Annotated in this window: 21 protein-coding genes; 8 read left to right on the top strand and 13 right to left on the bottom strand. The window is 69.3% G+C overall.

Annotated features, from left to right (window positions below; translation table 11 throughout):
- Nucleotides 1-148 precede the first annotated feature (148 nt).
- From ACFE7F_RS13375 to sdhC, 4 genes are all read right to left on the bottom strand, one after another.
- The gene (locus tag ACFE7F_RS13375) at nucleotides 149-394 is read right to left on the bottom strand and encodes a DUF1902 domain-containing protein (protein ID WP_375404348.1); all 246 of its coding nucleotides are present in this window, start codon (nucleotides 392-394) and stop codon (nucleotides 149-151) included.
- A 223-nt stretch (nucleotides 395-617) separates the two neighbouring features.
- Entirely contained in the window at nucleotides 618-2,420 is a 1,803-nt protein-coding gene (sdhA, locus tag ACFE7F_RS13380; RefSeq protein WP_375404349.1) for a succinate dehydrogenase flavoprotein subunit, read from the bottom strand.
- Entirely contained in the window at nucleotides 2,420-2,803 is a 384-nt protein-coding gene (gene sdhD, locus ACFE7F_RS13385; protein ID WP_375404350.1) for a succinate dehydrogenase, hydrophobic membrane anchor protein, read from the bottom strand. The genes sdhA and sdhD overlap by 1 nt, the downstream gene beginning before the upstream one ends.
- Nucleotides 2,803-3,213 carry a succinate dehydrogenase, cytochrome b556 subunit gene (sdhC, locus tag ACFE7F_RS13390; RefSeq protein ID WP_375404351.1) on the bottom strand — a complete coding sequence of 137 codons (411 nt, stop codon included), beginning with the start codon at nucleotides 3,211-3,213 and terminating at the stop codon, nucleotides 2,803-2,805. The genes sdhD and sdhC overlap by 1 nt, the downstream gene beginning before the upstream one ends.
- A 222-nt stretch (nucleotides 3,214-3,435) precedes the next feature.
- Here sdhC and ACFE7F_RS13395 point away from each other — a divergent pair, with 222 nt between their 5' ends.
- From ACFE7F_RS13395 to ACFE7F_RS13415, 5 genes are read left to right on the top strand one after another with little or no spacing between them, the layout of a single operon-like run.
- Nucleotides 3,436-4,731 carry a methyl-accepting chemotaxis protein gene (locus tag ACFE7F_RS13395; protein ID WP_375404366.1) on the top strand — a complete coding sequence of 432 codons (1,296 nt, stop codon included), beginning with the start codon at nucleotides 3,436-3,438 and terminating at the stop codon, nucleotides 4,729-4,731.
- Entirely contained in the window at nucleotides 4,728-6,089 is a 1,362-nt protein-coding gene (locus ACFE7F_RS13400; RefSeq protein ID WP_375404352.1) for a methyl-accepting chemotaxis protein, read from the top strand. The genes ACFE7F_RS13395 and ACFE7F_RS13400 overlap by 4 nt, the downstream gene beginning before the upstream one ends.
- 39 nt (nucleotides 6,090-6,128) lie before the next feature.
- Nucleotides 6,129-6,827: an SDR family NAD(P)-dependent oxidoreductase gene (locus tag ACFE7F_RS13405; RefSeq protein ID WP_375404353.1), complete on the top strand. Its 699-nt coding sequence runs from the start codon at nucleotides 6,129-6,131 to the stop codon at nucleotides 6,825-6,827.
- Nucleotides 6,817-7,743 (top strand): subclass B3 metallo-beta-lactamase, encoded by a 927-nt coding sequence (gene bla / locus ACFE7F_RS13410; protein WP_375404354.1) that lies wholly within the window; start codon nucleotides 6,817-6,819, stop codon nucleotides 7,741-7,743. Before ACFE7F_RS13405 ends, bla begins: the two co-directional genes overlap by 11 nt.
- Nucleotides 7,740-8,630, top strand: coding sequence for a 50S ribosomal protein L11 methyltransferase (locus ACFE7F_RS13415; RefSeq protein WP_375404355.1), 891 nt, complete (start codon nucleotides 7,740-7,742; stop codon nucleotides 8,628-8,630). Before bla ends, ACFE7F_RS13415 begins: the two co-directional genes overlap by 4 nt.
- On the opposite strand, the gene ACFE7F_RS13420 is transcribed toward ACFE7F_RS13415, so the two are convergent.
- A complete protein-coding gene (locus ACFE7F_RS13420; RefSeq protein ID WP_375404356.1) occupies nucleotides 8,600-9,235 on the bottom strand; it encodes a DUF2087 domain-containing protein in 636 nt (211 codons plus the stop codon). The genes ACFE7F_RS13415 and ACFE7F_RS13420 overlap by 31 nt on opposite strands.
- Before the next feature lie 189 nt (nucleotides 9,236-9,424).
- A complete protein-coding gene (gene phhA / locus ACFE7F_RS13425) occupies nucleotides 9,425-10,294 on the bottom strand; it encodes a phenylalanine 4-monooxygenase (protein WP_375404357.1) in 870 nt (289 codons plus the stop codon).
- A gap of 22 nt (nucleotides 10,295-10,316) precedes the next feature.
- Between phhA and ACFE7F_RS13430 the strand changes: the two genes are divergently transcribed.
- Nucleotides 10,317-11,000 carry a TIGR02117 family protein gene (locus tag ACFE7F_RS13430; protein WP_375404358.1) on the top strand — a complete coding sequence of 228 codons (684 nt, stop codon included), beginning with the start codon at nucleotides 10,317-10,319 and terminating at the stop codon, nucleotides 10,998-11,000.
- Here the strand turns inward: ACFE7F_RS13430 and ACFE7F_RS13435 are convergent.
- Entirely contained in the window at nucleotides 10,997-11,275 is a 279-nt protein-coding gene (locus ACFE7F_RS13435; RefSeq protein WP_375404359.1) for a hypothetical protein, read from the bottom strand. The genes ACFE7F_RS13430 and ACFE7F_RS13435 overlap by 4 nt on opposite strands.
- Complete coding sequence (locus ACFE7F_RS13440) at nucleotides 11,276-12,301, bottom strand: glycerophosphodiester phosphodiesterase (protein WP_375404367.1); 1,026 nt, start codon at nucleotides 12,299-12,301, stop codon at nucleotides 11,276-11,278.
- A 90-nt stretch (nucleotides 12,302-12,391) separates the two neighbouring features.
- On the opposite strand from ACFE7F_RS13440, the gene ACFE7F_RS13445 reads away from it, so the two are divergent.
- On the top strand, nucleotides 12,392-13,321 hold the full coding sequence (locus ACFE7F_RS13445) for an XdhC family protein (RefSeq protein WP_375404360.1): 930 nt from the start codon (nucleotides 12,392-12,394) through the stop codon (nucleotides 13,319-13,321).
- A complete protein-coding gene (locus ACFE7F_RS13450) occupies nucleotides 13,318-13,941 on the top strand; it encodes an NTP transferase domain-containing protein (protein ID WP_375404361.1) in 624 nt (207 codons plus the stop codon). The genes ACFE7F_RS13445 and ACFE7F_RS13450 overlap by 4 nt, the downstream gene beginning before the upstream one ends.
- On the opposite strand, the gene ACFE7F_RS13455 is transcribed toward ACFE7F_RS13450, so the two are convergent.
- The 5 genes from ACFE7F_RS13455 to ACFE7F_RS13475 form a co-directional block, all read right to left on the bottom strand.
- Complete coding sequence (locus tag ACFE7F_RS13455) at nucleotides 13,910-15,118, bottom strand: ABC transporter permease (protein WP_375404362.1); 1,209 nt, start codon at nucleotides 15,116-15,118, stop codon at nucleotides 13,910-13,912. The two genes, ACFE7F_RS13450 and ACFE7F_RS13455, sit on opposite strands and share 32 nt — an antisense overlap.
- Nucleotides 15,119-15,231: 113 nt before the next feature.
- Nucleotides 15,232-15,939, bottom strand: a complete 708-nt coding sequence (locus ACFE7F_RS13460; protein WP_375404368.1) for an ABC transporter ATP-binding protein — start codon at nucleotides 15,937-15,939, stop codon at nucleotides 15,232-15,234.
- A gap of 28 nt (nucleotides 15,940-15,967) precedes the next feature.
- Entirely contained in the window at nucleotides 15,968-17,359 is a 1,392-nt protein-coding gene (locus tag ACFE7F_RS13465) for an efflux RND transporter periplasmic adaptor subunit (protein ID WP_375404363.1), read from the bottom strand.
- Nucleotides 17,359-18,861: an efflux transporter outer membrane subunit gene (locus ACFE7F_RS13470; protein ID WP_375404364.1), complete on the bottom strand. Its 1,503-nt coding sequence runs from the start codon at nucleotides 18,859-18,861 to the stop codon at nucleotides 17,359-17,361. Before ACFE7F_RS13470 ends, ACFE7F_RS13465 begins: the two co-directional genes overlap by 1 nt.
- 52 nt (nucleotides 18,862-18,913) lie before the next feature.
- On the bottom strand, nucleotides 18,914-20,040 hold a 1,127-nt coding region (locus tag ACFE7F_RS13475), incomplete at its 5' end, for a biotin/lipoyl-containing protein (protein ID WP_375404365.1).

Genomic DNA, 20,040 nt, shown 5'->3' on the forward strand with positions numbered 1-20,040 from the left:
ACGCCTTGAACCAGTCCACACGATCAACCGCAAGCTGATTGAGTACGGAGCCTAAACCAAATCTCATGATCGCCCTTTCCGTGCCGTACGAAGCGACACCCATGCGCGGCCAAGATGCGCTTCAGCTCGCGACCATACGCGCCTCCCATCAAGCCGCGACCGGGATGGTGCTTTCGTGAAAGGCAACCAGACGAAGTGAGTGCGGCCCGTCGCGTCGTGTTTCCGGAATGAGGTGGGCGTTGTCGGTTAGCAGCTCCGGCATGACTGCCGCCGCACGGTCGCGAAGACGCTCCAGCGTTTCGCCCTCGGTCACCAGCCCTGGCACATCGCAATCCAAAGTGTACCAGACCGCGGCTTCGGGATCATAGGAAGCGTGAAGGGTCCAGAGCGTCATCGTGTAGGCTCCTACGTCAGAGCAAGACCCGGCTTCCCGGCCTGATAGTTCGGGCAGCGGCGAATGTGAATGTCGCACCCATTGGCACCATGGCGATGATCGCACCTTCCACACACCAATTCGTAAACTCGCTGGTTCCAATGATTGCTGGTCGAGGCGACGGGCCCGATTACCTTCTGACGATGAAGGTTCGCATAGTCGGGCCGTGTCGTCTCGCCCGGCATCAATACACCCGCTTCTTCGGCTTGATATACTCCACGTCGTCGGTCATCGTGTAGGCGTGCACCGGGCGGTAATCGATCGCGGTCGCGCCGCCTTCGCCGCCCCAGCCTTCGAAGGTGGTGATGGTGTGCTTCATCCATTCGCCGTCGTCGCGGTCGGGATAGTCCTCGTTGACGTGCGCGCCGCGCGACTCCTGGCGGTTGGCGGCGGACTCCATCGTCACGACCGATTGTGCGACGAGATTGTCGAGCTCCATCGCCTCGATCAGGTCGGTGTTCCAGATCAGCGAGCGGTCGCTGACCGCAATGTCGGCCAAGCGGCGATAGGTGCTCGCGATCTTGGCCTGCCCCTCGGACAACAGCTCGTTGTCGCGGAACACAGCGCAGTGGCGCTGCATCGTGCGCTGCATCTCGTTGCGGATCTCCGACGTCCGCGACCCGCCGTTAGCATGACGAAAACGGTCTAGCCGGCCGAGCGACAGTTCCTCCGAGCTCTTGGGCAGCGGGTTGTGTCCGGTCGAGGGCTTCAGGATGTCGCGGATGCGCAGACCCGTGGCGCGACCGAACACGACCAGGTCGATCAGGCTGTTCGAGCCCAGCCGGTTCGCGCCGTGGACGGACACGCATGCCGCCTCGCCGACCGCGAACAGGCCGGGGACGACGCTGTCGGGATCGCCGTCCTTCAGCCGCACGACCTCTCCGTGATAGTTGGTCGGGATGCCCCCCATATTGTAATGTACCGTCGGCGTGACCGGCAGCGGTTGGCGCGTCAGGTCGACGCCGGCGAAGATCTTGCCCGTCTCGGTGATGCCCGGCAGGCGCTCATGAAGCACCTTGGGGTCGATATGGTCGAGGTGAAGGTTGATGTGGTCCTTCTCTTTGCCGACGCCGCGGCCCTCGCGCATCTCCATCGCCATCGACCGCGAGACGACGTCGCGCGACGCCAGGTCCTTGGCGGACGGGGCGTAGCGCTCCATGAAGCGCTCGCCCTCCGAGTTGGTCAGATAGCCGCCCTCGCCGCGCGCGCCTTCGGTGATCAATACGCCCGCGCCGTAGATGCCGGTCGGGTGGAACTGGACGAACTCCATGTCCTGGAGCGGCAGCCCTGCCCGCAGCGCCATCGCGTTGCCGTCGCCGGTGCAGGTGTGCGCGGAAGTCGCGGAGAAATAGCAGCGGCCGTAGCCGCCCGTCGCCAGCACGGTCGTGTGGCTGCGAAAGCGGTGGATCGACCCGTCCTCCATGCACAGCGCGACGACGCCCCGGCACTGACCGTTCTCCATGATCAGATCGAGCGCAAAATACTCGATGAAGAAGTCGGTGTCGTACTTCAGGCTCTGCTGGTAGAGCGAGTGCAGCATCGCATGGCCGGTGCGGTCGGCGGCGGCGCAGGTGCGTTGCGCGGGTGGACCCTCGCCCATATTCTGCATCATGCCGCCGAACGGGCGCTGATAGATGCGACCCTCGTCCGTGCGGCTGAACGGCACGCCCGCATGCTCAAGCTCATAGACCGCCTGCGGGGCCTCGCGGACCATATACTCAATCGCGTCCTGGTCGCCGAGCCAGTCGGAGCCCTTGACGGTGTCGTACATATGCCAGGTCCAATGGTCCGGACCCATGTTGCCGAGCGACGCGGCGATCCCGCCCTGCGCGGCGACCGTGTGGCTGCGCGTCGGGAACACCTTGGTGATGCAGGCGGTCTTGAGCCCGCCCTCCGCGATGCCCATCGCCGCGCGCAGGCCCGAACCGCCCGCGCCGACGACGACCGCGTCGTAGGTGTGATCGATAATCTTGTATGCGGCAGGCATTAGCTTGCGGCTCCAAAAGCGATCTTGAGGATGGAGAAAACGGCGATCGCGTATACCACCAGAGCATATAGGTTGAGCAGGACGATAAACACGACCCGACTCTCATTATGCTGATAGTCCTCGATCACAACCTGAAGCCCGAGCCGGAAATGATACACCACCGACGTGACGAGCAGCAGCAGCGGCACCGCCACCCAGCCCGACGACATCCAGGCGCGAACGCTGTCATAGCCGAAGCCTGGAAGCCGGGTGAGCGAGAAGATGAACCACGCCATCAACAGGAAGTTGGAGCCCGCGGTCAGCCGCTGACGCCACCAATGGTGCGTCCCCTCTTTGGCCGCGCCCAACCCGCGAACGCGACCGATGCTGGTGCCCGTACCCATCAGCGAAGTCCCATCACGAGCCAGAACAATGCGGTCAGCACCACGGCGATCACCATGCAGGCGAGCGCCCCGAGTTTGTTGCGCTTCAGCTCGTACCCCGCCCCCATATCGAGCACGAGGTGGCGAACGCCCGTCGTCATATGCTCGAAGAAGGCCAGCGACAGCCCGACGCCCACCACCCAGCCGATGATGTTGAGGTTGCCCTCGTCGGTCGTGAATACGTCGCGGAAGGTCGCATAAGCCTCGCCGCCCGCCGCGGTCGCCACCAGCCACCAGACCAGGAGCGGGAAGCCGACCATCGCCATGCTTACGCCAGTCGCGCGGTGGAGGATGGAGACGAGCATATGCGGCCCCCACCTCCAAATGCCGAGATGCGGCGAAAGCGGTCGTGCTTGAGGGCGGCTGGCCAAGGCGTATGGTCCTGACGAAAAGGGATAGCGCCGAACCTATTAGGCCGGGCGTTCCGCGATGCAAGCGCCGGGCCGACTGCGGACCGGCGCATCCCTTACCGACCTTTAACCTATGTCGCCCTATGCCGGCACCGACCATCTTCCGACCGGAGCGCCAGCGCAGTGACGATCATCCTTCCCGCACCCGGCAGCATCAGCGCCACCCTGGACCTGGCGGAGCGCATGCGGCTGCTCGACCTCGGCCCCGCGGACCTGGCGCTTGCACACGAGATGTGGAGCGTGATCGAGGCCGACGCTCGCGCCATTTCCGAGGCGCACTGGACGCAGTGGCGCCGCCATTACGGGGCGCATCAGGATTGGGCTCCCCATGACCGGGATCGCATGATCGACCTCGGGATCGACTATCTGCGGAACCGGTTTACCCGCCCGGGCGATCGGGACTGGGTTCAATCGGCGGAGCGGACGGTCGCTGGCGCATATCCGGCGGGCACATCGCTGACCGCCATCCTGGCGATGACCGACGCGGGCGGCCGCGCGACGCTCAAGATCCTATCCGAGCGGCTGGATGGCTCGGACGACCGGCGGGCGCGGATGAAGGATCTGCTGTTCCGGCTGCGCTCGCTCGAATGCGAGGTCTATGCGACGCTTTACAGCGCCTATTTCGAACACAACGCCCGCGCCGAACGGGACCGGCTGGCGGCCGAGTTCCGCGACGGCATCGCCGCGCTCGCCCATTCCAGCAATGAGGAGGGCCATGTCCTTCGCACGCAGGGGCTACGCGCATCCGGCGCGGCGCGCGGCATGCTGGGCAAGACCAGCGAAGTCGCGGCCGCCGCCGAACAGTCGGCCGTCGCGATGCGCGAGGCCGCGCAGACCGCTGCCGGACTGATCCGCGCGATCGAGGACGCGCGCGTCGAGGTCGAAGCCGCCGCCGAGATCGCCACGCGGGCGTCGGCCCAGGCGGGCCAGGCGGTCGGCATGTCGGAAACGCTGTCCGACCACGCCAAGTCGATCGAGAGCATCCTGGGGCTCATCCGCGACATCGCCGGCCAGACCAACCTCCTGGCGCTCAACGCCACTATCGAGGCCGCGCGCGCCGGGGACGCGGGTCGGGGATTCGCGGTGGTGGCCCAAGAAGTCAAATCGCTCGCCAACCAGACCGCGCGCGCCACCGACGACATCGCTGCCAAGATCGCCGCCATCCAGTCCGCCACCCGCTCGACGGTCGAGACGAACGCGTCGATCAAGGCGACCGTCGCCGAGGTACAGGAGTCCGCCGAGCGCATCCGCTACGCCATGGAGGCGCAGGCGCAGACCGTCACCGCGATCACCGCCGCCGTGGACGAGACCGCGCTGGCCGCCGACTGCATGTCCGACACCATTGCCGCCATCCGCGAGGATACGGAGACGGTGGCGACCGAGATCGACGGCGTCGGGCGCGGCTTCGACCTGCTCGACGGCCGGCTCACCACCCTTAAACAGAGCGCGGGCGAGTTCGCGGCCAAGGTCGCGGCATGACCGCGGGCACCGCCGCCGGATGGAGCGGGAGCGTCCGCACCGCCGCCGAGCTGATTTGCGATTACGACTGGGACGGCGCGATGGGCCCGGTCTGCGCGGAAATCGGCGAGCTGCTGACGCCGGCCGACCATCAGGCGATCGCACGGGCGTTCTGGGACCGGTATTTCGATTTCCCGTCGACTGCGGCGCTGCGATCGATCGTCGTCGGCGACGTGCTCGTACGGCGCATCGACGACAGCGCGGATTATGCCCGCGTCGCGTTCGCCGATCCGTGGGGCGAGGAATGGGTCACGCGCGCGCGGAACCACGCGACGGAGGGCCACAGACAAGGCGTTCCGCTCCCGGCGCTTCTCGTATCGCTGGCCTACTCGCGAAACCGGGCGTTGGAGATCATCCGCGACCGCGTCGGCGACGACCCCGTGCGTCTCGTCCGTATGATAGGCGTACTCAGCCGTTTGACGCAGGCGGAGGCGGACGTGATGGCCTCGCATCTCGGCGAATGCGACGCGCGGGCCGCGCGGACCCGCCGCGCCGAACATGCCGAGCGTTTCCAAGGCGGGATCGCCGACGCGATCAACGGTGCGGCGACGTTGGGCGAACAAGTGCGCGAACAGGCGCGCGGCGCGTCGGCGGCCACGCAAGGGATGCTGGGCAAGGCGGGCGAGGTGTCGATGGCCGCCGAACAGTCGGCGGTCGCGATGCGCGACGCCGCGGGCACCGCAGCGGGACTGATCCGCGCGATCGAGGACGCGCGCGTCGAGGTCGAAGCCGCCGCCGAGATCGCCACGCGGGCGGGCGATCAGGCGGGGCGGGCCGTGAGCATGTCCGAAACGCTGTCCGATCACGCCAGATCGATCGAATCGATCCTCGGCCTCATCCGTCAGATAGCGGGCCAGACCAATCTCCTCGCGCTCAACGCCACGATCGAGGCCGCGCGTGCCGGGGACGCGGGTCGGGGCTTCGCGGTGGTCGCGCAGGAGGTCAAATCGCTCGCCAACCAAACCGCTCGCGCCACCGACGACATCGCCGCCAAGATCGCGGCGATCCAGTCGGCCACCCGTTCCACCGTCGAAACCAACGCCTCGATCAAAGCCACCGTGTCGGAGGTGCAGGCATCGGCCGAGCGCATCCGCCAGGCCATGGGCGCGCAGGCGCAGACCGTCACCGCGATCACCGCCGCCGTGGACGAGACCGCGCTCGCGGCGAACGCCATGTCGGGTGCGGTCGGCGCGATTCGCGGCGATGCGCAGGCGATGGCCGCCGAGATCGACACGCTGGGCACCCGCTTCGGCGAGATGTCGGGGCAGCTGGGCAAACTACGGGGCGAGGCGGAGGCCTTCTCCGCTTCGGTGAGTTAAGCTCGACGATACGGCCGCCGTACGGCTACGGCGCGGTCCATGACGACCATCCTCCTCACCGGCTCCAGCCGCGGCATCGGCGCGGCCATCGCGACCGCCCTCACGCAGGATGGGGTGACCCTGATCGGCCACGGCACCCGCACCGGCATTCCCGCCGACTTCGCCGATCCCGCCGCTCCCGCGCTGCTCTGGGAGGCGGCGCTCGCCCAAGCCGGCGGCACGATCGACGTGCTCGTCAACAACGCCGGCGTGTTCGAGGCCAACCCGGTCGATCGCGCTCACGCGGATTGGGTGGAGGGGTGGGAGCACACCATGCGCGTCAACCTGACCGCGTCGGCCGAGCTTTGCCGCCTGGCGGTGAACCACTGGCGCGAGCGCGGAAGCGCCGGGCGCATCGTCAACGTCGCCAGCCGAGCGGCCTACCGCGGCGACTCGCCCCAGCACTGGCACTATGCCGCGTCCAAGGCGGGCATGGTCGCGGTGACCAAGACGATCGCGCGGGGCTACGCCGCCGAGGGAATCCTCGCCTTCGCGATATGCCCCGGCTTCACCATGACAGGCATGGCCGATGAATATCTGTCGAGCCGGGGCGGCGACGCGCTGCTCGCCGACATTCCGCTCGGGCGCGTGGCCTCGCCCGAAGAGGTCGCCGAGGTCGCGCGCTTCCTCGCCTTCGACGCGCCGCCATCGATGACGGGCGCGGTGCTCGACGTGAACGGGGCGAGCTATGTCCGCTAGGCTGGCCGCCGCCGTGCTGGCCGCGCTCGCGACCGGCTGCGCGACGACACCGCGCGTCCCGGTCCTCGGCCAGGTCCTCGGCCAGGTTCCCGACCAGGTCGCCAGCCCGGCCACCCTGGCCGAACACGGCCGCCAGTGCGCGGGTAAGGACGGCTGGAGCGACCCGGCCCCGCCCGTGCGGGTGGCGGCCGACTTGTTCCTCGTCGGCACCTGCGGCATTACCGTATTGTTGCTCACCTCGCCCGCCGGCCATGTCCTGATCGACGGCGCGACGGCGCAGGCCGCGCCCGGCGTCGCGGCCAATGTCGAACGACTCGGCTACCGCATGGCCGATGTGCGCCTGATCCTGGCCGGTCACGAGCATCTCGACCATGCCGGCGGGCTGGCCGAGCTTCAGCGCCGCTCGAGCGCGCGGCTGCTGGCGCGGACAGAGGCCGGGCGACCGCTCTCGACCGGACTGGCCGACCCGGCCGATCCGCAATACGGGACCAACGCGCCCTTTCCCGGCGCGCGTGTCGATCGGCTGGTGCGCGACGGCGAGGTGGTGCGGCTTGGTCCGCTCGCGCTCACCGCCCACGCGACGCCCGGCCACACTCCCGGCTCGACGAGCTGGACATGGCGGTCGTGCGAGGCCGGGGCGTGCCGATCCTTCGCTTATGCCGACAGCCTCACCGCCATCTCCGCCGACGGCTATCGCTTTGGCGACCACCCGGCCTATGTTGCGGCGTTTCGCGCGACGCTGGACAAGGTCGCCCGTCTGCCCTGCGACGTGATCCTCACTCCGCACCCGTCCGCGAGCCGCCTGTTCGAACGATTGGGCGGAGAGGCTCCGCTCGCCGAACCCGGTGGGTGCGTCCGCTATGCCGCGACGGCGCGCGCGCGACTCGACGCGCGGCTGGCGGAGGAGCGGCGATGAGCTGGCGCGCGACGCTGCCCTGCACCCGGACGGAGGCCGAGCTGGTCGGCGACGCAGAGCCGCCGGAGGGCGCGGTGCTGCTGGTGACGGAGGAGGACGAGGCGGCCGGACGCTGGCGGCTCGACGCGTATCTGGAGGGCGAACCCGACCCCGCCATGCTGGCGCGACTGGCGGCGCTGGTCCCCTCCGCCGCCTCGGCGCCGGTCGTGGAACGGCTGGAGGATCAGGACTGGGTGACGCTCAGCCAGGCCGGGCTGGAGCCGATCCGCGAGGGACGCTTCGTCGTCCACACCGCGGCCTACCCGGTCGAGACGCCGCCTGGAGGCCGCGCTTTTCTGATCGAGGCGGCGCAGGCCTTCGGCACCGGGCATCACGAGACCACGGCCGGATGCCTTGCCATGCTCGACGGTCTCGCGGGCGACGGGTTCGCCGACATCGTCGATCTGGGTACCGGCACCGGCCTGCTCGCCTTTGCCGCCACGCATCTGTGGCCGACGGCGTCGGTCATGGCGACGGACATCGACCCCGTCGCGATCGCGGTCACGCGCGAGAACGCGGAGCGGAACGGGGTCCGGGACGTTCGGCTGGTAGTCGCCGACGGCACGCGCGATCCCGCTATAGCGGCCGCCGCGCCCTACGATCTTATCGTCGCCAACATCCTGGCCGGCCCGCTGATCGCGATGGCCCCGGATATCGCCGGCATTGCCGCGCCGGGCGCGACGATCGTGCTCGCGGGCCTGCTCGCGACGCAGGCCGACGCGGTGATCGACGCCTACCGCGACGCCGGGTGCGAGTTGGCGCAGGGCGACCGGCGCAGCGACTGGACGATCCTGCGGCTGACCGCGCCGGTCGATCCTCACGGCGACCGGAAGACGGACGGAGCCTGACCTTTCGCCGCGGCGGCTTCGTCCCGGCGTTGTCGGCGTAGGAACGACTCCACCTGCGCGACCATGTCCGCGCCGGGCTTGCGGCTCACTAGCTTGATCAACAGCGCGGCTTCGGGCGTCGGGGCGCGCTCGACGCGACGATGGACTCGCCCGTCGTCCGTCCGCGCGAGAAGGCCTGTCGACACCATCATCCGCCGCAGCGTCGCATGGTCGCTAAAGAGGTGCCGATCGCGGAGAACCCCGTTCACCTCCGCCTCGCTCAGGTCCCGACCTGGCGGCAGGTCGGCCCAGAACGGCCAGAGCGCCAGCGCCTGGTGACTCGTCCGCGCGGGCAGGCGGACGAGCTGGCCGAAGCCGTCGAACTGTCGCGCGACCCGTTCGACAAGTCGGATGTCGCAAGGCGTCGCATCGGCTGGTGGCACCTCAAGCCGAGCCGCCGCATCGGCGCGCAGATTCTGGTGATTACGATATCCGGCGGCGCGCGCGAGCATGTTGAGCAGGTCGAGATGGCTCGGCGGTGACGAACCGACGCCGAGCTGCGCGCGCAACGACCGTGCAAGGTCGGACACGTCGCCGAATGCTACCGGAACGGAAAGTTTGGGCATGGCTCATCCTCGAACGAGCGCCAGTTCCGCGAGGGATGTCGTGGCCACCCTTCGACCGGCGCTCGAAGACGAGACGAACCGATGCGACGCGGCAGGTTTAGCATACTCCCGGAGAAGCGGCGGCGCCTGGGTGAACTGCGGACCCGTACGACCTGCTACTATGGCCGGCCGAATGTATCAACCGGCATCCTACGCCGCCCTGCCCCGCGCATAGTCCTGCGTTCCCTGTGTAAGCACCACGTCCTCCGGCTCGATCGCGGCCACCGGGATGTCGGGCTGTTCCTTCAGCATTTCGTAAAGCGGCGCGAAGTCGGTCTCGACCGTCTGGCGGAGCAGTTCGTCGAAGCTCGGGATCACGAAATAGTTCTGTTGGAAGTCGTCGATCCGGTATTCGGTCCGCATCACCCGCGCGATGTCGAACGCGATCCGGTTGGGGCTGGGGTCGTCGAGCGCGAACCGGCTTTCGGCGTAGCTCGACACTATGCCCGACCCGTAGATGCGCATGCCCTCGGGCTCGGCGATCAAGCCGAACTCGACCGTGTACCAATATAGCCGCCCCAGATATTTCAGCGCATCGAGCCCGAGCGCCCGTTGCCCGCCGCGCCCGTACGCCGCAAGATAGTCGCCGAACACCGGATCGGCGAGCATCGGCACATGCCCGAATACGTCGTGAAAGACATCGGGCTCCTCCAGATAATCGAGCTGGTCGGGGCGGCGGATGAAGTTGCCCGCCACGAACCGGCGGTTGGCCATATGGTCGAAGAACACGTCGTCCGGAACGAGCCCAGGCACCGCGATCACCTGCCAGCCGGTCAGCTTCATCAGCCGCTCGTTCAGCTCCTCGTAGCGCGGGATGCCCGGCCGATCGAGGTGGAGCACGTCCAGCCCGCGCAGCCACGCGTTCGACGCGCGCCCTGGCAGCAGCTTGGCTTGGCGCGCGAACAAGGTATCCCAGGTCGCGTGCTCCTCCGGGGTGAAGCGCTCCCAATCCTGCGGGACCGTCCAGTCGGCCGCGGCACCGGGCGGGGGTCGGTCGAGCACGTGCGTTTCTTCTGCCATGGATGCGCCCTAGCATGACGGGATGACGACCGAAAACGTGGGAAGCCGATTGCGGGTTGCGTTGAAATGGGCCGGTCGCGTCGCGGCCGGGGTCGGGATGCTGCTGTTCGTCTATATCGCCGCCGGGCTGATCGGAGGCACGCTGCCCGTGAACGGCGATCGGCGACCGCCTGCGCGCGGCGTGCTGGTGTTCGTCGAGAGCAACGGCGTCCATACGGGGCTGATCGTGCCCAAGGTGGCGGCCGGGGTCGACTGGCGCGACCTGGCGCTCCCCGAACATCTCGCCGACCCTCGCTACGGCGCGTACCCGTATCTGTCGTTCGGCTGGGGCGAACGCGCCTTTTATCTCGAGACAGCGACCTGGGCGGATGCGAGGCCGCGCGCGATCCTGGCGGCGGCGGTGGGGAGCGGCGATACGCTGGTCCATGTGGGTCATCTACCCCGCCCCAGGCCGGGCGACGGCGCGCGCCCGGTGCTGCTCCGCCCGGCGGAGTACCGGCGGCTGGCCGCGTTCATCCGCGCGAGCGTCGCCGACCGCCCGCGCCGCTACCCCGGCTACGGCCCTTACGACGCGTTCTACCAGGCGCGCGGGCGGTATTCGGCGCGGCGCACCTGCAACGCCTGGACGGGCGAGGCGCTCGCCCATGCGGGCGTGCGCGTGGGCCGGTGGACGCCCTTTCCCGTGACCGTGATGTGGTGGTTCTAGTTGTCGTTACCCGCCTGATACCCGTCATACCCACCGCATCGCTCGGGGTCCCGGCGGCATCGCTTGTCGTACTCACGCCGCTCACGCCCTTCCCGCGCTTCCTTCTTGCGCATCTCATGGCCGAAATTGCGGTCGGCCTCGTCCTGACTCGTCGTGCTCCAGTCGACGACCTGGCCAGCCACCTTGAACGGCGCGGTGACGACCGCGCCCACGGTGCGGACGCAGCCGCCGGTCAGCAACGGAAGCAGGGCGGCGGCGAGCAGGAATCTACGCATCTACTGGTCCTCATGGCGGCCGGCGTCGCGCGCCGCGACCCCGATTGCGGGAAAGTCGGTGAAGAATCCGTCTATTCCAAGGCGGAGCGCGGCGGCGATCTCGCCTCGCAGATCGCCGCGCGGCGAGCCTTCGCGCCGGAAAGGGACCGCGAGGAACTGGTTTTCCGCCCGGAACGTCCAGGGATGCACCCGCAATCCGGCGGCATGCGCGTCATGGACGATAGCGCCGCCGCCTAGCATCGCCTTGTTCGGCCCGATCCCCCAAGCATAGCGAGCGACCGCGCGCAGGCCCGCAGGCGTCGTCATCGCGGCGTAGCTCGGGGCCGCGCCGTCGGCGGGCGCGCCGGCCGCGTCGAGCAGCTGGATCAATCTGACCCGCGTCATCCCCGCCAGCCGCTTGAGGTTGTCCACCTCGAACGACTGCACGAACACCGGCGCGTCCGCCGCTCGCCATCCCGCCGCGTCCAATGCGCGGACGAGCAGCGCGTCGGTCGGACGGCCGATCGCGGCGAAATAGGTCGGGTGCTTGGTTTCCGGGTAGACCGCGATCGTCCGCCCCAGCTCGCCCGAGCGCCGCTTGACGAGCGCGATCACCTCCTCCAGCGTGGGAATTACCTCCCGCCCGTCATAGCCGGTGTTCCCCGGCCGGAGCGCGGGCAGGCGTTCGCGCGCGCGAAGCGTCCTGAGTTCGGCGAGCGTGAAATCCTCGGTGAACCAGCCCGTCACCTGCCGTCCGTCGATCGTCTTGGTCGCGCGCCGCTCGGCGAACTCGGGGTGCACGGCGACATCGGTGGTCTCGCCAATCTCGTTCTCATGCCGGGCGACGAGCACGTCGTCCTTGGTCGGCACCAGATCGGGCTCGATCGCGTCGGCTCCCTGCGCGATCGCCAGCTCGTAGGCGGCGAGCGTATGCTCGGGCCGCTCGCCACTCGCTCCACGGTGAGCTATGACGATCGGTGGTGAGAGCGGTCGTTCCACCGTCGCATCCTGGGGCACCGTCGCGCACGACGCCAGGAAAAGGAACAGCGCGGGGCCGGATCGTTGCGGTCGCACGGTCATCACCTAAGTTGTTCGGACGCCGAGCATGCGCCGGGGTTGGGACAGGTTCGTGACGCCATGACCGACAACGACACCGTCATCGCCGCCGCGCGCGCCTGGGCGGGCGGGCCGCTCGCGCTCGCGACCGTCATATCAACCTGGGGTTCCGCGCCCAGGCCACGCGGCAGCCACATGCTCGTCCACGCCGACGGCCGGTTCGAGGGATCCGTGTCGGGCGGGTGCGTCGAGACCGATATTCTCCAGACCGCCGCCGAGGTGATCGCGGGCGCGCCGTCGCAGGTCAAGCGCTACGGCGTCGCCGACGCGGCGGCGTGGGAGGTCGGCCTGCCCTGCGGCGGCGAGATCGCGGTATTCGTCCAACCCGTATCCGCCGAAGGGTTCGACCCCGAGCTGTTCGACCGCATCGCCGATGCGCGCGCGGACGGTCGCGCGTTAGTCGTTACGACCGACCTCGCCAGCGGCCATTCCAGCGAACGGCCGCAGGAAACCGGCGAGGTGTTCGTCAACCGCTACGACCCGCCGCGTCGCCTGCTGGTCGTCGGGGCGGTGCAGATCGCGCAATCGCTGGTCGCGCTCGCGGCGACGCTGGGCATCGACACCGTGGTGATCGATTCGCGCGCGCGTTTCCTGACGGCCGAACGCTTTCCCGGCGCGACGCTCGACGACCGTTGGCCCGACGAGGCGGTGGCGGCGCTCCGCCCCGGTCCGGCGACCGCGTTGGTGACGCTCAGCCACGATGCGAAGATCGACGACCCCGCGCTGCTGGAGGCGCTACGTCATCCCACCGCCTATGTCGGCGCGCTGGGGTCGAAACGGAGCCATGCCGCACGACGCGAGCGTCTGGCCGCGCTGGGCGTCGCGCTCCGCGACCTGGACCGGATCGACGGCCCCGTCGGGCTCGATATCGGCGCGGTCGGTCCGTCGGAGATCGCGCTGTCCATCGCGGCGGCGATGGTGAAGGCGTTTCACGGGGAGGGTGGGTCATGATCGAGGTCGAGAACACCATCCTGATCCTGCTCGCGGCGGGCAGGTCCGAGCGCTTCAGCGATGTCGGCTCCAAGCTCGATGAGGAGTTCCTGGGCAAGCCGCTCGGCCTTCATGTCGCGGTGACGCTGGAGGACATGCCGTTCCAGGAGCGGATCGTGATCGTAAGGACCTGCGGCATCGATTATGCTCGCCACCGATTCACCCTGCTCCGCAACGACGATCCCGTCGGCGACATCGCGAGTTCGATCCGGCGAGGCGTCGCCTGCGCGAACGAGCGCGGCGCGGACGCGGTGCTGCTCGCGCTCGCCGACATGCCGCGCGTCACCGCCGCGCACATCCGCCGGATGTTCGACGTCGCGATCGACACCCACGCCCTCGTGTCGTCGTCCAACGGCATCGACACCTCCCCGCCCGCGTTGTTCGGGTCCGAGCATTTCGACCATCTAATGACGATCGAAGGCGATCGGGGCCCGCGCGAGATGGTTCGCGGCGGTCGCCACGTCGTCACCGCGCCCGCCGAGCTCATCGATGTCGATACGCGCGAGGAACTGGAGCAGCTGCGCGCGTTGATCCATTCGCCCGCCCCTCTTACTCGTGCCGCAGCGCGTCGATCGGGTTGAGCGCCGCCGCACGCCGGGCGGGGAAGTAGCCGAACACGACACCGATCACCGCCGAGATCGCGAACGCGACAATGTTGATCTGAAGATCGAATGTCCAAGGCACCTGCATGACGGGCACCAGCGCCAGGATCACACCCTGCGCCAGCACGAGCCCGATTACCCCGCCCAGGCAAGACAGTGCCACCGCCTCGACCAGGAACTGCAGCAGCACCTCGTTCGCGACCGCGCCGATCGCCAGCCGAATGCCGATCTCGCGCGTGCGCTCGGTCACGGACACCAGCATGATGTTCATGATGCCGATCCCGCCGACCACCAGACTGATCGCCGCGACCGCCGCGACGATGCGGGTCAGGAGGGTCGTCGTGCCCGTCAGCGTGTCGGAGATCTGGCGTGTGTCGAAGATGTTGAAATCGTCTTCCTTGCCGCCGTCGATGTTGCGGCGTTCGCGGAGCAGTTCGGTAATGCCTGCCTGGATCTGTCCAGTGGAATAGGCCGGGTCTGTGCCGACCAGCATCAACCGGATGTCGCGCGTGCCGGTGAAGCGGCGTTGCACCGTCTTGATCGGCATCACGATCACATCGTCCTGATCGCCCCCGAATCCCGCCTGGCCGCGCGTCGACAGGGTGCCGATCACGTCGCAACTGATCGGCCCGACGCGGAACCGCTTGCCGACCGCGTCGCCGCCCGGGAACAGGTTGCGCTCGACGGTACCGCCGATCACGCACACCGCCTTGCCCGCCTCCTGCTCCGCGCGCGTCCAGGTGCGCCCGGCGGTGAGCGGCCAGGGCTGGACGCGGAAGATCGCGCTCGTCGTACCGTTGACGGTGGTCGACCAGTTCGCGCCCTCGTGGATGGCGGTCGCGGGGGCGGAGGCCTGCGGCGCGACGGCGGTCACGCCCGCGATCTGGTTGGCGATCGCTTCCACATCTTCCGGCTCGAAATCGGCCGGTCGCGGCCCGCCCCCGCCGCGGCCGAAGCCCTGACCCGGGCGGATCTGGAGGATGTTGGTGCCCAGCGCCGATATCTGTTGCTGGACGGCGGCGGTCGTCGCTTTGCCCAGCGTCACCATCGTCACGACCGCGCCGACACCGATCACGATACCCAGGATCGTCAGGAACGACCGCAGGATATGCCGCCGGATCGACCGGATTGCGAGGATGAAGGTGGTGCCTAGCATCTATTCGTCACCCCGGACTTGTTCCGGGGTCCATGGTTGAGCGCACACCCGACTTATCGGGTTCGCGCAACGATGGATGCCGGAACAAGTCCGGCATGACGGAGAGGGATTAATCACGCCTCCACCGCCTCGCCCTGCCCCGAAACTTGGCGATGCCGCGCCTCGATCCGCTCGACCAGACCGTCGCGGAAATGCACCACCGTCCGCGCGAAGGCGGCCATGTCGGCCTCGTGCGTCACCATGATCACGGTGATGCCATTGTCGCGGTTGAGGCCGCTCAGCAGCTCCATGATCTCGACCGAGCGTTCGGAATCGAGGTTGCCCGTCGGCTCGTCGGCGAGGAGCACGTCTGGCTCCGTTACGATCGCCCGCGCGATCGCCACGCGCTGCTGCTGACCGCCCGACAACTCGGCGGGGGTGTTCTTCGACCAGTTCGCCAGCCCGACCTTGTCGAGCGCCGCCATGCCCAGCTCGCGTCGCCGCCGCTTGTCCTCGCCACGATAGAGCAGCGGCAGCTCGACATTCTCGAGCGCCGACGTGCGGCTCAGCAGGTTGAAGCCCTGGAACACGAAACCGAGATAGCGCCGCCGGAGCAGCGCGCGCTGGTCGCGGTCGAGCCGCTCGACGGGGTGTCCGCGGAACAGGAACTTGCCCCCGCTCGGCACGTCGAGACAGCCCAGGATGTTCATGGTCGTCGACTTGCCCGATCCCGAGGCGCCCATCACCGCGACGAAATCGCCGGCCTGGATATCGAGATCGACGCCCTTCAACGCCGCGAACGCGGTCGGTCCTTCGCCGTAGACCTTCGTCACACCACGCATCGAGATCAGGGGCGGCGAGATCAGCGGATCAGCCACCCGCGCCGGGTCCACCGCCGCCCCCGCGCCGACCACCGCCGCCGCCGCGACCGCCGCGCGCACCCGCCGCGTCGCCCTCGCCCGCCAGCTGGCCGGTGATAACCTGCTCGCCCGCGCGAAGGCCCGACAGCACTTCCGTGACCGTGCCGTCGCTATCGCCCGTCGTCACCTGGCGCGGTTGCGGCTGGCCGTCCGGCCCGCGCACGAAGATGCGCTGCGTCCCGCCCCGCCCGACGGTCGCGGTGCGCTCGGGCCGTCCCTGCCCGCCGCCGCCCCGCCGTCCGCGCGGGACGATCGCCCCCGCGATCCCGCCGCCCTGCGCCCCGCCCGCGCCGGGCCGGAAACGGAAGGCGGCGTTGGGCACGAGCAGCACGCCCTTCTTCTCGCTGGTTACGATGTCCGCCGTCGCGGTCATGCCCGGGCGGAGCACTCCGCCCCGGTTCGCGACCGACAGGTCGGCCGCATAGCTGACCACCTGTCCGGTCGCCGCCGTCGTCGCGGTCGACGCCGCCGCGCTGCTGACGGTCAGGTTCGACCCCAGATCGACGCGCGTGATCGCCGCCGGAAAGGTCCGCCCGGGAAACGCGTCCACCACGAAGCTCGCCCGCTGCCCGACCTGGACCGCGCCCACATCCGCCTCGTCGATCGCGACCTCCAGCTTCATCCGCGTCAGGTCCTCCGCGATCACGAACAGGGTCGGCGTGTTGAACGACGCCGCCACCGTCTGCCCGGGATCGACCGCGCGGGCGAGCACCACGCCCGCGACCGGCGAGCGGATGATCGCCCGCGCCCGCTGCGTACGACTCTGCGCCAACTGCGCGCGCGCCGCCGTCACGTTCGCCTGCGCGACGCCGAGCGACGCGACCGCGCGCTGTGCGTTGGCCCGGCCCGTCTGGAGCTCGGCGGCCGACGGCACGCGCCCGCCCGACAACCGCCGGACCTCCTCCAGCCGAGCGAGCTGCGCCTGTGCCTCGCCCACCGTCGCCCTCGCCTGGTTCACCCCCGCGACGTTGGCGGCGAGCGCGGCCTCGCCTTGCCTGATCTGCGCGTCGAGCTGTTCCGGGTCGATCAGTGCCAACGGCTGGCCCGCGCCCACCCGGTCGTTGACGTCGACCACGACGCGCGTGACGAGGCCGGACAGCTGCGATCCGACCGTTACTTGGTTGGTCGGCGCGAGCTTGCCCGTCGCCGATACGCTGACCGTCAGGTCGCCGCGCCGGACCGGAGCGGTCGCGTATTTGACCTCGTCCTCGCCGCCGAAGCAGCGCACCAGCGTCAGCGCGATCAGCGCGAACCCGGCCGCGATCAGCACCCACTTCACCCAGCGCCGCCAAGCGGGCGCGGGCTTCACGCCCAGAAAATCGTCGATCTTCTCGTCAGGCATTAACGCGTTCCTGTCTGTTCGGGCGCGACCGGCGTCACCTCCGCATCCCAACCGCCGCCCAGCGCCGAGAAGAGCTGCACCGTCGCGGTCGCCGCGTCGGCGCGCGCCTGCGTCGCGCCGTTGCGCGCGTTGAACAACGCCGCCTCCGCCTGCGCCAGCGTCGTGAAATCGGTCAGCCCCGCACGGTACTGGCTACGGCTCAGGATCGCGAAATTGTTCGCGGCGTCCAGCGCGACCCCGAACTCCTGCTCGCGCGTCTGCGCCGAGGCCAGCGCCGCGAGCGCGTTCTCCACATCCTCCAGCGCGGTCAGCACCGTGCCCCGGTACGCCGCGAAGGCGATGTCAGCCCCCGCGCGCGCGCCGCGCACCTGGCTGCGGAGCCGCCCACCGTTGAAGATCGCCTGCGTCACCCCCGCGAACAGCGCGCCCGTGATCGCGTCGCCCAACCCGCCGAGCGCCGCAGCGTTGGTGTTGACGTTCCCCGACAGCGCAAGCGCGGGATACAGCGCCGCCTGCGCCACCCCGATCTCGGCGGTCGCGGCGGCGAGCTGACGTTCGGCCGCGCGCACGTCGGGCCGCCTTCTCAGCGTGTCCGCCGGCACCCCCGCCCCGACGACACGCGGCCCCGTCGGGATCGGGCGCGGTGCCGCGAGCTCGGGCTTGAGCGCGCCCGGCACCTGGCCGGTCAGCACCCCCAGACGCGACAGCGCGCCGTTCAGCTGCTGCTCGAATTGCGGGATCGTCGCGGCGGTCTGCGCGCGCTGCTGGCGCGCCTGCTCGACATCGAGCGAGGTGGCGAGCCCCGCCTGCACGCGAAAGCCCGCGATTTCCAGATTATCGTCCTGGAGCGCTAGGCTGGACCGCGCATTGGCGATCTGCGCCTGCAGCCCACGCGCGATGACGTAATTCTGCGCGACCTCGCTCTGCACCGTCAGCAACACCGCCGCCTGGTCGAACCCCGCCGCCGCATATTGCGCGCGCGTCGACTCGATCGTGCGCCGCACCTCGCCGAACAGCCCGATCTGGTACCGCGCATCGAGCCCGGCGGAGAAGTTGCCCCCCGCCGACCGCGTGATGGTGGTGATCGTCCCATCGGGCAGGGTCACCGCCGTTCCCCCGCCGACGAGGTTGAACTGGCGGTTGTACCCCGCCGAGCCGTTCAGCGTCGGCAACAGCCCGGCCCGCGACTGAAGCAAGCCCTCTCGCGCCTGGCGCAGCCGCCCGACCGCCTGCGCGATATCGAGATTGGCAATCGACGCCCGCTCGACCAGCCGTCCGAGCACCGGATCGTCGAACCGTGTCCACCAGCGCGTCAGGTCCTCGCGCTCCGGAGAGGCGGGAAAGGAGTAGGCTTCCGGTACTCCCAGTTCCACCGGGCCGCGCGGGCGATAGTCCGGGCCGACCGTGCAACCGGCGAGCGCAAGCGTGATCGCGGGCAGCGCGACACCCCAGACGCGCACCACCCTCGACACGCGTGGTAAAGGGCTGGTCGCGTTCGTCATAGCCGGTCGCTGAAGCGGATCGGCGGTGAATGGGGGATGAGCGGCGCGACGCTCACTCCAGCTCCAGGATCACCGCGTCCACCGCCAGGCTTTCGCCCGCCTTGGCTTCGACCGTCTTGACGCGGCCCGCTTTGCCCGCGCGCAGGATGTTCTCCATCTTCATCGCCTCGACCACGGCCAGCGGCTGCCCCGCCTCCACCCGGTCGCCCACGCCGACATCGAGCCGCACGAGCAGCCCGGGCATCGGCGCGAGCAGGAACCGCGACAGGTCAGGCGGCACCTTTTCGAGCAGGTGCTTGGCATAAGGCGCGACATGGGCGGGCAGCACGCGCGCGACGTGCGACCGCCCGCGCGTGGTCAGCCGGAACCCGGTGCGGGTAGGGGCGATGCGGACGGTGAGCGTCCCGTCGTCCTGCTCCACTTCCACCATCCGGTCGCCCGGCGTGTATTCGACGCTCAGGTCGAGCGCGTCGCCGTCGACCGTCAGCCCTTCGGTCGAGACCGTGACCGCATGGTCCACGCCCCCGATCCGCACCACCCACTCGGCGGGCGGGCGCAGCCGCTGCCCCAACTGCCCGTCCACCCGCCGCGCGCAGTCGGCGTGCGCGGTCGCGGCGAACGCGGCCACCGCCGCGAGCGTCCGCACCAGTTCCACAGACGCGGGCGCGCCGGTGAAGCCGCCCGGATACTCCTCCGCGATGAACCCCGTCGTGATCTCGCCCGACCGGAAGCGCGGATGCTGCATCAGTGCGGACAGGAAGTCGAGATTGTTGCCCGGCCCTTCGATCTCGAACGCGTCGAGCGCGTGGACCTGGAGATCGATCGCCTCGATCCGCGTCGGGGCCCAGGTGATCAGCTTGGCGATCATCGGGTCGTAGAACATCGACACCTCGCCCCCCTCGACCACCCCGTCATCGACGCGGACGTAGGCGGTGTCGCCGTCCGGCTTGCCGGTCGCGGGCGGGTCGTAGCGCACCAGCCGCCCGGTCGACGGCAGGAACCCGCGGTACGGGTCCTCCGCATAGACCCGGTTCTCCACCGCCCAGCCGTTCAGCGTCACCTCGTCCTGCGTGAACCCCAGCGGCTCGCCCGCCGCCACCCGGATCATCTGCTCGACCAGATCGAGCCCGGTCACCGCCTCCGTCACCGGATGCTCGACCTGCAGCCGCGTGTTCATCT

This window comes from uncultured Sphingomonas sp., assembly GCF_964235535.1.
Classification (GTDB): Bacteria; Pseudomonadota; Alphaproteobacteria; order Sphingomonadales; family Sphingomonadaceae; genus Sphingomonas.

Excerpts from the sequence above, each read along its gene's own strand:
- ACFE7F_RS13405 (WP_375404353.1), top strand. The coding sequence starts at position 6,129 with ATGACGACCATCCTCCTCACCGGCTCCAGCCGCGGCATCGGCGCGGCC.
- ACFE7F_RS13460 (WP_375404368.1), bottom strand. The coding sequence starts at position 15,939 with ATGCGTGGTGTGACGAAGGTCTACGGCGAAGGACCGACCGCGTTCGCG.
- ACFE7F_RS13415 (WP_375404355.1), top strand. The coding sequence starts at position 7,740 with ATGAGCTGGCGCGCGACGCTGCCCTGCACCCGGACGGAGGCCGAGCTG.
- sdhD (WP_375404350.1), bottom strand. The coding sequence starts at position 2,803 with ATGGGTACGGGCACCAGCATCGGTCGCGTTCGCGGGTTGGGCGCGGCC.
- ACFE7F_RS13375 (WP_375404348.1), bottom strand. The coding sequence starts at position 394 with ATGACGCTCTGGACCCTTCACGCTTCCTATGATCCCGAAGCCGCGGTC.
- ACFE7F_RS13395 (WP_375404366.1), top strand. The coding sequence starts at position 3,436 with ATGCGGCTGCTCGACCTCGGCCCCGCGGACCTGGCGCTTGCACACGAG.
- ACFE7F_RS13455 (WP_375404362.1), bottom strand. The coding sequence starts at position 15,118 with ATGCTAGGCACCACCTTCATCCTCGCAATCCGGTCGATCCGGCGGCAT.
- phhA (WP_375404357.1), bottom strand. The coding sequence starts at position 10,294 with ATGGCAGAAGAAACGCACGTGCTCGACCGACCCCCGCCCGGTGCCGCG.
- ACFE7F_RS13400 (WP_375404352.1), top strand. The coding sequence starts at position 4,728 with ATGACCGCGGGCACCGCCGCCGGATGGAGCGGGAGCGTCCGCACCGCC.
- ACFE7F_RS13420 (WP_375404356.1), bottom strand. The coding sequence starts at position 9,235 with ATGCCCAAACTTTCCGTTCCGGTAGCATTCGGCGACGTGTCCGACCTT.
- bla (WP_375404354.1), top strand. The coding sequence starts at position 6,817 with ATGTCCGCTAGGCTGGCCGCCGCCGTGCTGGCCGCGCTCGCGACCGGC.
- ACFE7F_RS13430 (WP_375404358.1), top strand. The coding sequence starts at position 10,317 with ATGACGACCGAAAACGTGGGAAGCCGATTGCGGGTTGCGTTGAAATGG.
- sdhA (WP_375404349.1), bottom strand. The coding sequence starts at position 2,420 with ATGCCTGCCGCATACAAGATTATCGATCACACCTACGACGCGGTCGTC.
- ACFE7F_RS13465 (WP_375404363.1), bottom strand. The coding sequence starts at position 17,359 with ATGCCTGACGAGAAGATCGACGATTTTCTGGGCGTGAAGCCCGCGCCC.
- ACFE7F_RS13445 (WP_375404360.1), top strand. The coding sequence starts at position 12,392 with ATGACCGACAACGACACCGTCATCGCCGCCGCGCGCGCCTGGGCGGGC.
- ACFE7F_RS13470 (WP_375404364.1), bottom strand. The coding sequence starts at position 18,861 with ATGACGAACGCGACCAGCCCTTTACCACGCGTGTCGAGGGTGGTGCGC.
- ACFE7F_RS13450 (WP_375404361.1), top strand. The coding sequence starts at position 13,318 with ATGATCGAGGTCGAGAACACCATCCTGATCCTGCTCGCGGCGGGCAGG.
- ACFE7F_RS13435 (WP_375404359.1), bottom strand. The coding sequence starts at position 11,275 with ATGCGTAGATTCCTGCTCGCCGCCGCCCTGCTTCCGTTGCTGACCGGC.